Origin of the sequence: Streptomyces sp. Qhu_M48, from assembly GCF_051305195.1 — a bacterium.
Classification (GTDB): Bacteria; Actinomycetota; Actinomycetes; order Streptomycetales; family Streptomycetaceae; genus Streptomyces.
Window position 1 is genome coordinate 5,838,015 of the sequence record NZ_CP195432.1, and the last position, 13,786, is coordinate 5,851,800.

The following is a 13,786-nucleotide window of genomic DNA, read 5'->3' on the forward strand; positions in this document are numbered from 1 at the left end:
CGCCTGTTCCGTCGCCTTCGCCGCAGAGCGTCTGTTCATCGGTGCGCGCCGCGGCCCGGCCCTCCCCGACAATCGACTGACACCCCATCAGAACGAGCGTCAAATCAGCGTCACGAGCGTCATCTCAGCGTCAAGGTATCGCCCGTAACGCCCACACCGCACATACCGCGCACGCACAAAACCCCAGCTCAGGCGTCCTTCTTCACCGGCTCCAGGATCGCCACGCACTCCACGTGGTGGGTCATCGCAAAGCACGTGGAACAAAGAACACGCGAAAGGAAACCGCAGGTCAGCGGTGCGCGTGACGCAAATCGGGCTCAAGATCAATCTGCAATGCGGGCACTATGGGCGCTACGTGCCACCTTCGACGCAGGCTCACAGCCCCTCCTCGCGGTGCGTGACGTGATCAGCCCTTGATCGTTTGAGTTGTCGCCGCCGGAGATCCGGCGGTGGACCCCTGTCGTGGAGCAGGTACCCGTCAGGGTGCGGCGGTGCGGGCCCACGACGTTCAGGGCGGTCCCTCCTGCTGGGCCTGGGAAGTTCTCACGCATGTGCGGTCTGGTCGGGTACGCAGGTTTCGGAGAAGCTCCTGCGGCCGCCACGGAAGGCACCACCCTCAAGGAGATGACGCAGACGCTCGCCTGCCGTGGGCCGGACGCTTCCGCGACCTGGCGCGAGGGGAACGCGGCGTTGGGCCACACCCGGCTGGCCGTCGTGGATCTGGAGGGCGGCCGTCAGCCGCTGCTCCTCGAGCGCGGCGGCCGGACCGTGCTGGCTGTGGTGTTCACCGGGGAGATCTACAACCACGGTGAACTGCGGCGGGAGCTGACCGGGCTCGGCCACCGGTTCCGCTCGCGCGGTGACGGCGAGGTGGTGCTGCACGCGATCGACGCCTGGGGCCGCGACGCCCCCGGCCGGCTGGAGGGAATGTTCGCCTACGCGGCGTGGGAGCCGGCGCGGCGGCGGCTGACCCTGGCCAGGGACCGGCTGGGCATCAAGCCGCTCTGCTACGCCAGGACCGAGGCCGGGACGGTGTTCGGGTCCGAGCCCAAGGCCGTACTCGCCCACCCGGACGTCCCGGTGGCCCTGGACACCGACGGACTCCGTCAGCTGCTGCTCACCGGACACCCGATGATCAAGACGCCGGGACGCAGCGCCTTCGCCGGCCTGCGCGAGGTGGCCCCCGGCACCACCGTGGTCCTCTCCTCCGAAGGCGAATCCATTCAGCACTACTGGTCGCTGACGCCGACCGAGCACCGCGACGACCTGCCCACCACCGTGGAGCGAGTACGAGGGCTGCTCGGGCAGGCCGTGCGGGGGCAGCTGGCGGCGGACGTCCCCGTCTGCATGCTGCTGTCCGGCGGCCTGGACTCCAGCGCGCTCGCCGCCCTCGGCCGTCCCGCCGCCGGGAACCTGCACACCCTGTCCGTCGACGTCGGGGCCCGTGCGGCGGACGATGACGCCATGGGAAGAGACCCGGACGGCCCCTACATCGACCTGATGGTCCGGCACCTCGACACCACCCACCGCACGGTCCGGCCGAGCGCGGACGACCTGGCCGACCCCGCGCTGCGCGCCTGGACGGGCCACCTGCGCGACGGGCTGACGATGGGCGACTTCGACACCTCGCTGCTGCTTCTCTTCCGGGCGGTACGCGAGCACTTCGCCGTCACGGTGTCGGGCGAGGGAGCGGACGAACTGTTCGGCGGCTACCGCTGGTTCACCCGCGAGGCGGCATCTGCCGGATCGTTTCCCTGGGACAAGGTCCTGGGTCGCGCGGATGCGACCCGGCTGCTCGATCCCGTCCTCGCCGCCGCACTGGACCTGCCCGGTCACCGCGCCGAGCTGTACGCGCGAGCCGTCGCCGAGATCGAGCACCTCCCCGGCACCTCACCCGACGAAGCGGCCCTGCGCCTGGCCAGCCACCTCAACCTGACCCGCTTCCTGCCCTGTCTGCTGGACCGTACGGACCGTCTCAGCATGGGGGTCGGCCTGGAGGTCCGCGTCCCGTTCCTCGACCACCGCCTCGTCGAGTACGTCTTCAACGTCCCCTGGGCCCTGAAGAACCACGACGGCCGGGAGAAGAGCCTGCTGCGCGCCGCCGTGAACGGACTGCTCCCCGATCCCGTCCTCCAGCGCCGCAAAAGCCCCTATCCGATGGTCCGCGACCCCGCCTACCGCGCCGCGCTGACCCACCAGGTCCGGCAGCTCCTGTCCACCGACTCCCCGGCCATCGGCCTGCTCGACCCCCAAGCCGTACGCACGCTGCTCCTCGAACCGCAGGGCGAGGACCGGTTCCCGCGCGAGGGAATCGAGTTCGTCCTCGACCTCGACCAGTGGATGCGCACCCACAACCCCTCCCTGCGCCTGTAATCACTCCCGCACCCCACCGACCGCCCCCTTCACCGACTTCTCCGAGGACCACCCCCATGCCCGACGCCGTCATCGTCTCCACCGTCCGCACCCCCATCGGCCGCGCCCACAAAGGCTCGCTCGCCGCCGCCCGCCCCGACGACCTGCTCGCCCACACCACCGCCGAAGCCGTCGCCCGCATCCCCGGCCTGACCGCGGACGCCATCGACGACCTGATCGTGGGATGCGCCCTGCCCGGCGGCGAGCAGGGCTTCGACATCGCCCGCATCGCCGCGGTCCTGCTCGGCTGGGACCACGTTCCCGGCGTGACGGTGAACCGCTTCTGCACCTCATCGCTCCAGGCCATTCGCATGGCCGCCCAGGCGGTCCGGTGCGGTGACGCCAACGTCGTCGTCGCCGCAGGGGTCGAGTCCCAGTCCCGGCTGTCCCGGGGAAGCTCCGACACCTGGCCCGACACCGAGAACCCCGCCTTCACCGAAGCCAAGGAACGCACCCTCGCCCGGTCGGCCGCCGGTGCCGCGCCCTGGACCGACCCTCGCAGGGAGGGGGCGCTGCCCGACCCCTACATCCCGGTCGGCCTCGCCGCCGAGAACGTCGCCGATGTGTACGGCATCTCCCGCCGCGACATGGACGCCTACGCCGCGCGCTCCCACCACCTCACCCAGCAAGCCCTCGCCGACGGCTTCCACCTCGGCGACATCACCCCCGTCAAGAGCCCCGACGGCGCCACCGCCACCACCGACGACTGCCCCCGCGCCGGAGTCACCACGGACACCCTGGCCGAACTGGCACCCCGCTTCCGCCCCGACGGACGCGTCACCGCCGGCAACAGCGCCCCCCTCTCCGACGGAGCCGCCGCGGTCGTGGTCATGTCCGAGCCCTACGCCCGCGCCCACGGCCACACCCCGCTCGCCCGGATCCTCTCCACGGCGGTCTCGGCCGCCACACCCGAGACCGAGGGCCCCGCCCCCGTCGCCGCAACCCGCACCGCCCTGACCCGGGCCGGACTGTCCCTCACCGACATCGACACCATCGCCGGCAACGAACCCTTCGCCGCCCAAGTCCTCGCCTACTGCACCGAACTCGACCTGGACCCCACGCGCATGAACACCCACGGCGGATCGATCGCCCTCGGCGAGCCCTACGGCGCCGCCGGCGCCCGCCTCACCACGACCGCCCTCACCACCCTGCGCCACGACGACCACACCACCGCACTCGTCACCGTCGTCGCGGCCGGCGGCCAGGGCATGGCCATGGTGATCGAACGAACGGAATGACTTACAACCGGTCGTTCTGAAGTGATCAGCAGGCGTCGACCAGCCAGGACTGGATGACCAGGACGGTTCCGATCGGGCCGTAGGTGACGGCGCTCGACGCGACCAGCCTGGCGGCCGTCGACACGCCGAGCCCGTCCCCCAGCCACCGCGCGAACCCCCGTCCGCTCGCCGGATCCGCCGCGGACACGACGATCAGCAGGGGCACCAGGGTCAGGAAACCCAGCGCCGAGAACCCCAGCGAGCGCTGCCACAGCTCGAGATCGACGACCCGCCCCCACCAGTGCCCGGCCCGCACACGGCGGATCGCGCGGCGCAACCGCCCGCACCGACACGAACGACCCACGCCGCCGGACGAGTTCCCCCTGTCAGGGTGTACCAGGGCGTGTCCCCGGGCCCGCAGCCCCGGCCGGCTGTTCCGCCGGAGTGCCGTGCTCGGCGGCCTTGCGCCAGCGGGCTTCGCAGAACGAGTACAGGCCGAACAGCAGGAGGCCCACGGCGGCGGCGATCAACAGGGCAGGCCCCGCGGGCGTGGCGGCGAACGAACGCAACGTCTCGTCCAGGCCCTTCGCCTGGCCGGGGTCGTACCGCACGGCGGCCAGCAGGACGGACAGGCCGGCCCCGGCCGCGACCACGCCGCACGCCACCCCGCCGACGATGCCCAGGAACGCGACGACCCGCCGCGTCGCCGGGCGCATCTCGTCCATGCGGAGATTCTTCTCGAACTTCCTCATCAGGCTGCGCACCAGGATCACCACGCCCACGATGACCAGGACGACCCCGAACACGCCGACGATCACCCGGCCGCCCGGCCAGTCCAGCACCCTGGCGGTGTACTCCTTCGACGTCTCGTCACCGGGGCGGCTCCCGGCGGATCCGCCGACCAGCGCCGTCTGCACCACGCCGACACAGATCACGGCGTAGAACACCGCCATCCCCAGAGAACCCAGACGACGAGACCACTTCTCCCCGCCCTCCACCGTCTGCCCGAACGCCGCCTCGCACAGCCGCCACAGCGTCATCGCCGCCAGCCCCACCACCAGCGCCCACAGCAAAGCCTGGCCGAACGGCTGCTCGCCGAGGGTCCCCACCGCGCCGGACCGGTCGGCCTCCTGGCCGCTGTCGCTGCCGAGGCCGATCCGCACGGCCAGAATTCCCACCAGCACGTAGATCACGCCCCGGGCGCAGAGCCCGACCCTGGACGCGACCTCCACCGCACGGCTGTCGGCCACACGCCGTCCCCGCGACTTGGGCTGAGCCGGACTGTCCTGACTGCGCTCCATTTCTGGCACCTCCAAGTGCCGGCCCCCCTGAACAGCGCACCCTCTGTCGGGGCGGGCGCCGCGGGTCCGGCACGGAAGACACCACCCACGTGCGGACCGTCCCGCACCCAGGGATCTGGATCACTCCGGGGGACCGGAGCCCGTCTATGCCCGTCTACAAGTGTCCTCGCAATCATCCTGCGGGGCGACGGCTACGTGGCCGGCTTCGCTCTTCTCCGGCCGTCGGGATCGTAGGGCGACGGACCCGGCTACGCGATGAAGGGGACCTCTGGGGCTCCCGTCACGGTCAGGTTCCCAGCATGTGCACATGGTTGCCCGTGACACCCAGCAGTCCGATCCGGGAGGGGAAGCAGTGTCCCGAGAAGACGCCGAAGCCCGCAGTGCCGGCCTTTCCTCGGAACCACCACGTGACGAAGCCGCCGATGGCTCCCGCCCGGTGGCCGACCTGGTCGAGCGGGCGGCCGATCTGGTGGAACCGATCAAGCCGAAGCTACGTGGCTGGCTCCACGCCGGCATGGTCCCCGCGTCGCTCGCCGCGGGCATCGTCCTGATCTGCCTGGCCGGGACACCGCAGGCCGTGCTGGCCTGCACCGTGTACTCGATCACGGCCTGGCTGCTGTTCGGGACCAGCGCCGTCTACCACCTCGGCACCTGGGGACCACTCGGCGAGGCGATTCTGCGCCGCCTCGACCACGCCAACATCTTCCTGATCATCGCCGGCACCTGCACCCCACTCGCCGTGCTCATGCTCTCCCACGACCAGTGGACCTTCCTGCTGTGGATCGTGTGGACGGGCGCCCTGGTCGGCATCGCCTTCCGCGTCCTGTGGGTCGGAGCTCCCCGCTGGCTGTACACCCCCTGCTACCTGGCCCTGGGCTGGGCGCCCGTGCGATACCTGCCCGACTTCCTCCACAACGGCGGGGTCGCCGTGGTCTCCCTGATCGTCATCGGCGGCCTCCTCTACAGCGCCGGCGCCGTCGTCTACGCCCTCCAGCGCCCCAACCCCTCACCCCGCTGGTTCGGCTTCCACGAGGTCTTCCACGCCCTGACCGTCGCAGCCTTCACCGCCCACTACATCGCCATCCTTCTCGCCGCTGACTGAGCGGTCGAGGTGCGGGGCGTCACCCACTCGCCGGCCATCCGGAGGGCGGCGCGAGGCCAGCCCCTCCCGTCAGAACACGGTGGGCCTGCGTCGGCGCGAGCGCACTACCGAGCGCACCATCAGGTACAGCACGGCGACGACGAGAAGCAGCACCCCGGTGGAGACCAGGTACAGCATTCCGTCCACGACGGCGCCGATGACGATCAGGGCGATGGCGCCGCTGAGCAGAATCAGGAAGAAGAACATCGCGCTACGCCTCCCTGCGGCAGGGCGGCCTGGTGAGAACTCGACCACGAGGGGTGCGTCGGCTCGGAGTTGCGCCGCCTACCAGTAATGACGGCGTCCGCCGACCGCGTGACCGACCGCCCCGAGGATCCACAGGATGACGCCGATCACGACCAGGATGATCCCGATCGTCCACAAGATGGAAATGCTGGCCACAAACCCGATGACAAGCAGGATGATCCCGAGAATGATCATGGTGACCTCCGACCTCGCAGGTACCTCCATTCCAGCGTAGGCGCAACCCGCCGAGGCGGCCTGTCAGGCTGTCACTCTCCTGCCCTTCCAGCGGGCATGAGCAGAAGCCGTCTGATCGGCCAGCCGATCAGGTGCGATGCGACGGCCGCGGCGACCGGGAGCCGGCGGGTGAGAATCCGTCCCTGGATACGGCGCAGAATTCTCAGTCGACCCGATGGGCGCGGTGACGGACTTCCCGGAGGCTGACCTCCGACGGGAGTCGATCGAGGCCTGCCGAGCCCCGTGCGTGCGCGAGCGTGTCCCGGTCGAGTCGGTCCAGGACCCGTTCCGGTTCCGCGTGAGGCTCCAGCCACAGCCGCAGTCGCACGACCGGGGCGGTACGCCGGCACCCCAGGCTCACCCGTGCCCGTGCGACTCCCTCCAAGGCTTGCGCCTCTTTCTCCATCACGTCCTCCAGGGCGCGGCCGTCGAGCCGGGCCGCCGTACCGTCCTGGCTGTCGACGAGGACCTGGTGCAGCCGGTCTTTGCGCAGCAGTGTCCACAGCCACCACAGCAGCAGCACCAGCATCACGGCGAGCACCGCGATGACGGTCGGCCACCACCAGCCCTCCGCCCGCCACCGAAGGCGTCCCTCGTCTCCCAGGACGACATCGGCCGGGCCGCGGAAGGGCCACCAGCCCGGCACGTCGAAACCCCAATGGCGCTGCAGATCCAGACCGCCCAGGAGCACGCCGCCGCCCAGGGCCAACAGCCCGAGGCCGAGCAGCCCCAGCAGCACCCGGTTCACTGTCTTGATCATCGGGATCAGCGTCAGCCTTTCTTCGGGCGCCGGACGTGGACGGTCAGCATGGGTCGCCGGGCGAGACCCAGACTCGCCACCGCTTCGCCCAGCGCGGCATCGAGGTCGGCACGGACCTCGTCGAGATCGCGGAAATGCACCTGCGCCCGGGCTTTGATCTTCCGGCGCCCGACATCGACCCGAGCCGACTCGACACCGGATACCCGCATGGCCCTGTCGCGCAGGATCAGCGCGACCGCCCGCCGGTCGAGACCGGCGCGGACCTCGCCCGTTCCCAGACTGCCGGTGGGCTGCCGCATGGGAAGCAGTCTGCGCAGTCCCGGTGTCACCGCCAGCAGGACGAGGAACAGGCCGAGGGCCATCGCCACCGCGGCCCCGACGATCACCCATACGTCGTCCAGAGGCCGCGTGGCCAGCTCATCCGCGAGCCGGCGTCGCCAGCCCATCCCGGGCTGACCCGCCCGCACCGAGACCACGTCGTACAGGAGCAGCCCGACGGCTGCGAGGGACAGCAGAGCCACGATGACCGCGGGGACCCGCCGCGCGGACCAGAAACGACGCGGCGATCCGACCGGTTCCCTCTCCGCCGGTGTCGTGTCGGTGTCCGGGGCCGACGCGGAGGAAGCCGGCCGCCCGTGTTCGGGGGGGAGGTCGCTGTCGCCGGGCCGCTGCCGCCCCGTGTGCGCGCTCATCTCACCCTCTCCCGTTCCGTCCGCCGCGAGTGGGCCGAGTGCAGCCTCTCGACGGCCACCACGAGGTCGGACACCTCCACACCGGCCCATGCCGTGACTCGTTCGGTGACCTCTCGGCGCACCGTCGCGCACTGCGCCCCGATGTCCGACGGATAGCCCAGTTCCAGGGCGATGCGCACCCGCGCCTGCCCGAGCGCCGGTGGGCTCCCGGCAGGATCACCTGCCCTCTCCGGTGCCCCTCGCACCACCGCTGTCACGTGCGGTGTGCAGTGGCCAGGAGGCACGTGCCCGGTCGGCTCGGTGAAACGACTCAGCGCCTCGCGCGCCACCTGGGCGGCGATCTTCGCGACGACCCGGTCAGCGACCGTGGTCGCACCCCGCTCCCGGCGGGGCACGGTCGGGCGCCTGTCGGCTTCCCCGGTCACTGCCGCCAGTCTCTCCGTGCCCGGCGCTGGTCGTCACGAATACGTTGTTGATCGTCCCGGCGGCGTACGAAGTCACCGGGTTCGAGATTGCCTTCCAGCAGAAGCCCGGCCACGAGTCCGACGGCACCCAGCACCAGCACCAGCAGGAAGGCCCAGAAGCCACCGAAGTACGCGGCGAAACCCAGCGCCATTCCGGCGGCCACACCCACGACGGATTTGCTCATCACACGTTCCTCACCTGGTAGCCGATTCCGTCGGGCTACTGGAGCCGCTGCCGCTCCTGCCCCTCGTCCTCTTCGTCCTCCTCGTCGGGCAGCTTCACATCACTGACCATGATGTTGACTTCCACCACTTCCCGACCCGCCATCCGCTCCACCGCGGAGATCACGTTCTCCCGCACCGCCCCGGCCACGTCCGTGACCGAGACGCCGTAGTGAACGACGAGCTCCAGGTCGATGGCCGTCTGCACCTCTCCGACCTCGACACTGACCCCGCGGGTGACGGACTTGCCACTACCGGCGCCGGGCATCCGCTCCCGCATGGATCCCATCGAGCGCGCGAACCCGCTGCCCAGGGCATGGACGCCGCGCACGTCCCGTGCCGCCATCCCGGCGATCTTCTCCACCACCACATCGGCGATGGATGTCCGGCCACGAGAACCGGGCTCGCCGCCGTGCTTCGCGCCGGTGTGCTCAGTCATCAGGCACTCCTCCCTCGAGAAGTGAGCCGTGCATCCCTTATTCGAATTATATTCGCTATAGACCGTTTCATCCGGTCGTCGCGAGTCGAGGGAGAGGGTGAAGAGGGTGAAGACCGAGGCGTTGATGCAGTCAGTGCGTGGTCGGCTTGGCCTGGGGCGATTGCTGCCGCTCGGGGGGCCGGAGGATGGCACGTGGATCACCGAACAGGCGGCTGTCAGGGCTCTCGGGCGCACGGCCGCCGGGGTTTCCGGTGTTCGACTGGAGAGCATGCGCATCGGACCGGTGCCGCTCGAGCCCGTGCTCGAACCGGCTGTTCGCCCACCTGTCGGCGCGCTCCCGCCCGGCCCGCTCAGGATCGAGGCGGCCTTCACCGGGGCCGTGACACTGCCCGTACCTCAAGCCTCCGAACAGTTGAGGACGACCCTGCTCAAGGCGGCCGACGAAGAAGTCGGCCTGAGGACTGTGACAGTCGATCTACGCGTCACGGATCTCCACGAGGGCACGGAGGCAGACGAGGGCACGGAGGCAGACGGAGGGCCGCAGACCGCGGAGAACATCATCACGCCCCCGGCCCAAGAAGCGACCACGCGAAGCTCGACCCCCGCGACCGAAACCGTACCCCTGCGGGGGCCGAGCGGAGAGCTGGCCGACGTCGCGTCGGCCGTGCCGGGCGTCGCCCGCCTCACCGCCCCACTGGGCGGCCACCCCGTCAGGGTGACGCACCAGGACGATCCGCCCACCCGACACATTCAGGTCCAGCTCGCGGTCGCACCCGGCAGCCATCCTCTGGAGGTCGCCCGGGCCGTCCGGGACGCCGTGACCGTCGCGGCCACGAGTGACGTCCGGGTCCCGACAACCGCTGCCGTTCTCATCACTGAGACCGCGGCGTAGCCGCATCGACGTCGAGGGTCTTCAGGCGGGCGGCCTTCTGCAGCCGCTCGGAGTGCCGCGGCCGAGAGTCGGTGGAGCAGCCGCCCACGAAGACTGCGGCCAGGACAGCAAGGGCGCCGAGCAGGCGGACGCGGTGAGGCGAGGGGAAAGAGGACACGGACCGCGGTGTCGTCGCAGCGACCGTGGGAAGTGGGCCTCGCTCATTCCGCCGGTTCCATGGTGGTGACAAGGCCATGAGCGCGTTTCCGGGGACACTCGACTCGGAACGCGCGAAACAGCCGTGCGCCCTGAGCCCAGTGCCCCCGGTTCCGCCCGCGGGGTGTGGCGCGGGTCAGGCGAGGTTGATGTTCTCCGCCTGGGGGCCCTTCTGGCCCTGGGTGACGTCGAACGTCACGGTCTGACCCTCCTGGAGCTCACGGAAGCCCGAGGAGTTGATCGCCGAGTAGTGGGCGAAGACGTCCGGGCCGCCGCCGTCCTGGGCGATGAAGCCGAAGCCCTTCTCCGCGTTGAACCACTTCACAGTTCCCGTAGCCATGTTCATGCCTTCCAGTCGATGAACGCCGCCCACACCATGTGGGAGGCGGAGGTGATCGCCCTGGTTCCTGCGGCACAGCACAGCAAGACGCCCACACCGAAGGCGTGGGCAGGGAACTTCCGAACCACGACAGCTAACGGGGACGGTACACGTCCGCACACCCCGTCACCAGAAGGGCTCCTCCAAGTGGGAACGGTCCCGCCGAGGTACGGCGGGGCGCGCACCGTCTCAGGCCACGGCCGGCGGGTCGGCCTCTTGGGCGGCACGGCGGTGTTCGGCGTTGACGCGCTGCGCCTCTTCGAGCTGGTCTTCCAGGACGATGATGCGGCAGGCGGCCTCGATGGGGGTGCCCTGGTCGACCTGGTGGTCTCGGAGCTGGTCACCAACGCCCTGCGCCACAGTGGCGCCACCCGCACCCTGGACCTGACCGCGCACCCAGGCGGCATCGGGTGGCCGTCCACGACCACAGTTCGGGTCCGCGGTCATCTCGTCGGTCGTCACGGGGGCGGGCGACCGACGTGCTGGTGGTACCGAGGATGGAGGGCCGCAAGCGCCGTTTCGGCAAGGTCCAGCAGGCCCGGGAGCGCTTCGTGGCGTCGACGCTCAGGACTATCGGGTACCGGTAAGAACCGCGTCACCAGCCGCAAGCGGCAGTGATCAGTCCTTGGATGGTGATCTTGCTGGACTGGGCGGCTCGTACACTGACGAAAATGGAGGACCACACGGCCGCCGGGATCGGTGCACGTCCGGCGCCCGCCTTGCGGCAGTACGTCGACTCGTATGTCGGTTTCGACCTCCGCGGGTTCCCGGCGGGGGTGCACTGCGGCCCGCCGAGTCGCGCGCTCACTGCGGTGATCAGCCTGTCAGGTCCTCTGGAGGTGGCGGCGGGCGTTGACGACGGGTCACCGGTCGCCCGCTTCAGCAGCGTGGCCGGCGGTCTGATGTGCCGGTCCGTCGCGGTGCACCACGACGGACGCCAGCAAGGTGTGCAGGTATCGCTGACACCGCTCGGGGCCCGGGCCATCTACGGCATGCCCGCCGCCGAGCTCGCCCACCGACTGGTCCCACTTGACGAGCTCCTCGGAGCGCTTGCCGTCGAGCTGGTCGACCGGCTCCGATCGGCGACAACATGGGCGGCGCGGTTCACCGCGCTGGATGAATCGCTCCTCCGGGCTGTCGGCCGTGGCGCCGGCGGCGACCATGTGCGCTGGACGCGCCCCGAGGTAGCCGAGGCATGGCGCCGCCTCGTCGCCGCGCGGGGTTGCGTCCAGGTTGGTGCGGTCGCCGCGGAACTCGGCTGGAGCCGTCGGTACCTCACCGAGCGGTTTCGCGGTGAGGTGGGCCTGTCGCCGAAGACCTTCGCCCGAGTCTTGCGCTTCGAGCACGCGCACGAACTGGCGGCGGCGCAGGCCCCGCTCCCGTGGGGCGATGTGGCAACCGTCTCTGGCTACGCCGACCAGGCCCATCTCGTTCGGGACTGGCGCGAGTTCACGGGCCGATCGCCGACGGCCTGGCGTCGCAGCGAAGTCCTCCTCGGAGCCGGATAGCTGCCAACCGTCTGCCCGTCGCGCCGGCTTCTCTTCCCTTTTCTTCAAGACCGCACGTTCGCTGTCGTGGACGATCGTCGGCATGAGACTCGTCAACCACGAACGCAACGCCATGGACCTGCGGACCACCCCCGTGCACCTCGGGCTGGGATCGAGAGCGAAACCCGTCGAGGGCTTCACCTGGGACCCGAAGGTGCTCCAGGCCTACAGCGCCGCGGTCGCGGCGGACGGCGCCGAGGGCCGCATGGTGATGATCTTCGACGGGGACGGGCCCGGCGAGCACTGGGAGAGCCACCCCGCAGGCGACGAACTGGTCGTTTGCCTCAGCGGGTCCGTGACGGTCACCCGCGACGTGGACGGGGCGCTCGACCGCGTTCTGCTCGGGCCGGGCGAGGCCACCATCAACCCGGCCGGGGTGTGGCACGTGGTCGACATGGAGGGCCCGACCTCCATCCTGGCCATCACCGCGAGCCTCGGCACCGACCACCGCCCTCGGACCGACACCCGCTCGACCGAACGCGTCGGCACGCCCGGCCCGGAGCAAGCGCCGTGACGACACGCGTCGCGTGCCTCGGCGACAGCCTCACCCGCGCGCAGTTCAGCGTCGACTACCTGGATCTTCTCGGACGACGCCACCCGCCCGCTGACGTGCGGCTTGCCCGCTTCGGCGCCAACGGCGACTTCGCCTACAACCTCTTGCAGCGCCTTGATGCCGTCGTCGCGGACCCGCCCGATGTGATCACCGTGTTGATCGGGACCAACGACGCCCGAGCAAGCCTCGCCGGCTACCCCGTCGAGCAGGCCATGAAGCGTAAACAGCTCCCCGAGCGCCCGTCAGCCGGCTGGTTCCAGCAGTGCCTGGGGGCCGTCGTCGCACGGCTGCGAGCGGAGACCGACGCGACGATCGGTCTGCTGTCGCTCCCGGTGCTCGGCCAACAACTCGACGGAGCGGCGGCAGAGGCATCGCAGACGTACAGCCGGATGATCGCCGAGGTCGCCGCCACCGACGAGGTGGCCTACCTTCCGCTCCACGAACGCCAGATCGAGGAACTGCGCCAAGCGGACCCGCCACCGATTCCATACCGGGAGGTGACGCCCGCGGCGGTGGTCGGCGTCCTCGTCCAGCACGCAGTGCTGCGCCGCGGCCTCGACACGATCTCGCGGCGCCGAGGCCTCGTGCTCACGACCGACCACATCCACCAGAACAGCCGGGGCGCCACCCTGATCGCTGAGGTCATCGACGCCGGTCTGCTGACCCAGAGCGCGTAGCCGGCTGCCGGCGCCCGGCCAGTCGGATGCCGAATACCGCGCGGAGGTGGCATCCGATCCAGGCGGTCAACACTTACGACATCCAGCTCGTCTGGCTGCGTGACCACCGCGAGGGCACCTGGGCACGGTCCCGTGGCGGCTGCTGTCGTCGACCGCGACCCCGTTCGGCGAGCCGGCCTGGGACCATGCGGTCCGTGGATAATCCGGTCGCACCGCCCCAGTGTGGGAGGCCCAGGACTCTCGACGCGGCAGCGCGCTCGCGACTCCACCCGCACCTGCTCGGGCCTGCTCGTTCCTTGTGCGACACCGTAGACCCCGACGAGCGTGTCAGGGACCGAGCACAGAGGTACGTCCAGGAGAGACCGCTGCCCGAATAGCTGTACCCCGCGATGCTGCTGGGGATCGGGCGGGCACG

At 70.4% G+C, this 13,786-nt stretch carries 16 protein-coding genes and 1 pseudogene; 7 read left to right on the forward strand and 10 right to left on the reverse strand.

All coding sequences use genetic code 11. From position 1 onward, the window contains the following. Positions 1–549 precede the first annotated feature (549 nt). On the forward strand, positions 550–2,373 hold the full coding sequence (gene asnB, locus ACRRSS_RS26285; RefSeq protein ID WP_435973577.1) for an asparagine synthase (glutamine-hydrolyzing): 1,824 nt from the start codon (positions 550–552) through the stop codon (positions 2,371–2,373). Between the two features lie 56 nt (positions 2,374–2,429). Beyond that, positions 2,430–3,650, forward strand: coding sequence for an acetyl-CoA C-acyltransferase (locus tag ACRRSS_RS26290; RefSeq protein ID WP_435973578.1), 1,221 nt, complete (start codon positions 2,430–2,432; stop codon positions 3,648–3,650). A 25-nt stretch (positions 3,651–3,675) separates the two neighbouring features. On the opposite strand, the gene ACRRSS_RS26295 is transcribed toward ACRRSS_RS26290, so the two are convergent. After that, positions 3,676–3,966 (reverse strand): hypothetical protein, encoded by a 291-nt coding sequence (locus ACRRSS_RS26295; protein WP_435973579.1) that lies wholly within the window; start codon positions 3,964–3,966, stop codon positions 3,676–3,678. Between the two features lie 49 nt (positions 3,967–4,015). Continuing rightward, complete coding sequence (locus ACRRSS_RS26300; protein WP_435973580.1) at positions 4,016–4,879, reverse strand: DUF1206 domain-containing protein; 864 nt, start codon at positions 4,877–4,879, stop codon at positions 4,016–4,018. 358 nt (positions 4,880–5,237) lie between these two features. Between ACRRSS_RS26300 and trhA the strand changes: the two genes are divergently transcribed. Continuing rightward, a complete protein-coding gene (gene trhA, locus ACRRSS_RS26305) occupies positions 5,238–6,032 on the forward strand; it encodes a PAQR family membrane homeostasis protein TrhA (protein WP_435973581.1) in 795 nt (264 codons plus the stop codon). A gap of 69 nt (positions 6,033–6,101) precedes the next feature. Here trhA and ACRRSS_RS26310 read toward each other — a convergent pair whose 3' ends face one another. From ACRRSS_RS26310 to ACRRSS_RS26335, 6 genes are all read right to left on the reverse strand, one after another. Then, a complete protein-coding gene (locus tag ACRRSS_RS26310; protein WP_435973582.1) occupies positions 6,102–6,278 on the reverse strand; it encodes a hypothetical protein in 177 nt (58 codons plus the stop codon). Positions 6,279–6,356: 78 nt separating this feature from the next. Continuing rightward, a complete protein-coding gene (locus ACRRSS_RS26315) occupies positions 6,357–6,512 on the reverse strand; it encodes a DUF6131 family protein (RefSeq protein WP_202527601.1) in 156 nt (51 codons plus the stop codon). Positions 6,513–6,714: 202 nt separating this feature from the next. Then, on the reverse strand, positions 6,715–7,311 hold the full coding sequence (gene amaP / locus ACRRSS_RS26320; RefSeq protein WP_435973583.1) for an alkaline shock response membrane anchor protein AmaP: 597 nt from the start codon (positions 7,309–7,311) through the stop codon (positions 6,715–6,717). Between the two features lie 11 nt (positions 7,312–7,322). Continuing rightward, complete coding sequence (locus tag ACRRSS_RS26325) at positions 7,323–8,003, reverse strand: DUF6286 domain-containing protein (protein WP_435973584.1); 681 nt, start codon at positions 8,001–8,003, stop codon at positions 7,323–7,325. 421 nt (positions 8,004–8,424) lie between these two features. Beyond that, positions 8,425–8,652 carry a hypothetical protein gene (locus ACRRSS_RS26330; RefSeq protein WP_435973585.1) on the reverse strand — a complete coding sequence of 76 codons (228 nt, stop codon included), beginning with the start codon at positions 8,650–8,652 and terminating at the stop codon, positions 8,425–8,427. A 35-nt stretch (positions 8,653–8,687) separates the two neighbouring features. Then, the gene (locus tag ACRRSS_RS26335; protein ID WP_435973586.1) at positions 8,688–9,128 is read right to left on the reverse strand and encodes an Asp23/Gls24 family envelope stress response protein; all 441 of its coding nucleotides are present in this window, start codon (positions 9,126–9,128) and stop codon (positions 8,688–8,690) included. Between the two features lie 106 nt (positions 9,129–9,234). Between ACRRSS_RS26335 and ACRRSS_RS26340 the strand changes: the two genes are divergently transcribed. Then, complete coding sequence (locus ACRRSS_RS26340; RefSeq protein ID WP_435973587.1) at positions 9,235–10,020, forward strand: hypothetical protein; 786 nt, start codon at positions 9,235–9,237, stop codon at positions 10,018–10,020. A gap of 331 nt (positions 10,021–10,351) precedes the next feature. Here ACRRSS_RS26340 and ACRRSS_RS26345 read toward each other — a convergent pair whose 3' ends face one another. Beyond that, the gene (locus ACRRSS_RS26345; RefSeq protein ID WP_030325187.1) at positions 10,352–10,555 is read right to left on the reverse strand and encodes a cold-shock protein; all 204 of its coding nucleotides are present in this window, start codon (positions 10,553–10,555) and stop codon (positions 10,352–10,354) included. 228 nt (positions 10,556–10,783) lie between these two features. After that, positions 10,784–10,915, reverse strand: a pseudogene (locus ACRRSS_RS26350) (MerR family transcriptional regulator); the annotation flags it as partial. A gap of 350 nt (positions 10,916–11,265) precedes the next feature. Here ACRRSS_RS26350 and ACRRSS_RS26355 point away from each other — a divergent pair. The 3 genes from ACRRSS_RS26355 to ACRRSS_RS26365 all read left to right on the forward strand — a co-directional run bounded on the left by ACRRSS_RS26355 (position 11,266) and on the right by ACRRSS_RS26365 (position 13,371). After that, positions 11,266–12,102 carry a helix-turn-helix domain-containing protein gene (locus ACRRSS_RS26355; protein WP_435973588.1) on the forward strand — a complete coding sequence of 279 codons (837 nt, stop codon included), beginning with the start codon at positions 11,266–11,268 and terminating at the stop codon, positions 12,100–12,102. Between the two features lie 82 nt (positions 12,103–12,184). Then, positions 12,185–12,655 (forward strand): cupin domain-containing protein, encoded by a 471-nt coding sequence (locus ACRRSS_RS26360; RefSeq protein ID WP_435973589.1) that lies wholly within the window; start codon positions 12,185–12,187, stop codon positions 12,653–12,655. Next, positions 12,652–13,371 (forward strand): SGNH/GDSL hydrolase family protein, encoded by a 720-nt coding sequence (locus ACRRSS_RS26365; RefSeq protein WP_435973590.1) that lies wholly within the window; start codon positions 12,652–12,654, stop codon positions 13,369–13,371. The genes ACRRSS_RS26360 and ACRRSS_RS26365 overlap by 4 nt, the downstream gene beginning before the upstream one ends. Positions 13,372–13,786 lie beyond the last annotated feature (415 nt).

Coding starts and splice junctions, on each gene's coding strand:
- asnB (WP_435973577.1), top strand. CDS start 550: ATGTGCGGTCTGGTCGGGTACGCAGGTTTCGGAGAAGCTCCTGCGGCC.
- ACRRSS_RS26290 (WP_435973578.1), top strand. CDS start 2,430: ATGCCCGACGCCGTCATCGTCTCCACCGTCCGCACCCCCATCGGCCGC.
- trhA (WP_435973581.1), top strand. CDS start 5,238: ATGGTTGCCCGTGACACCCAGCAGTCCGATCCGGGAGGGGAAGCAGTG.
- ACRRSS_RS26310 (WP_435973582.1), bottom strand. CDS start 6,278: ATGTTCTTCTTCCTGATTCTGCTCAGCGGCGCCATCGCCCTGATCGTC.
- ACRRSS_RS26315 (WP_202527601.1), bottom strand. CDS start 6,512: ATGATCATTCTCGGGATCATCCTGCTTGTCATCGGGTTTGTGGCCAGC.
- amaP (WP_435973583.1), bottom strand. CDS start 7,311: ATGATCAAGACAGTGAACCGGGTGCTGCTGGGGCTGCTCGGCCTCGGG.
- ACRRSS_RS26325 (WP_435973584.1), bottom strand. CDS start 8,003: ATGAGCGCGCACACGGGGCGGCAGCGGCCCGGCGACAGCGACCTCCCC.
- ACRRSS_RS26330 (WP_435973585.1), bottom strand. CDS start 8,652: ATGAGCAAATCCGTCGTGGGTGTGGCCGCCGGAATGGCGCTGGGTTTC.
- ACRRSS_RS26335 (WP_435973586.1), bottom strand. CDS start 9,128: ATGACTGAGCACACCGGCGCGAAGCACGGCGGCGAGCCCGGTTCTCGT.
- ACRRSS_RS26345 (WP_030325187.1), bottom strand. CDS start 10,555: ATGGCTACGGGAACTGTGAAGTGGTTCAACGCGGAGAAGGGCTTCGGC.
- ACRRSS_RS26355 (WP_435973588.1), top strand. CDS start 11,266: ATGGAGGACCACACGGCCGCCGGGATCGGTGCACGTCCGGCGCCCGCC.
- ACRRSS_RS26360 (WP_435973589.1), top strand. CDS start 12,185: ATGAGACTCGTCAACCACGAACGCAACGCCATGGACCTGCGGACCACC.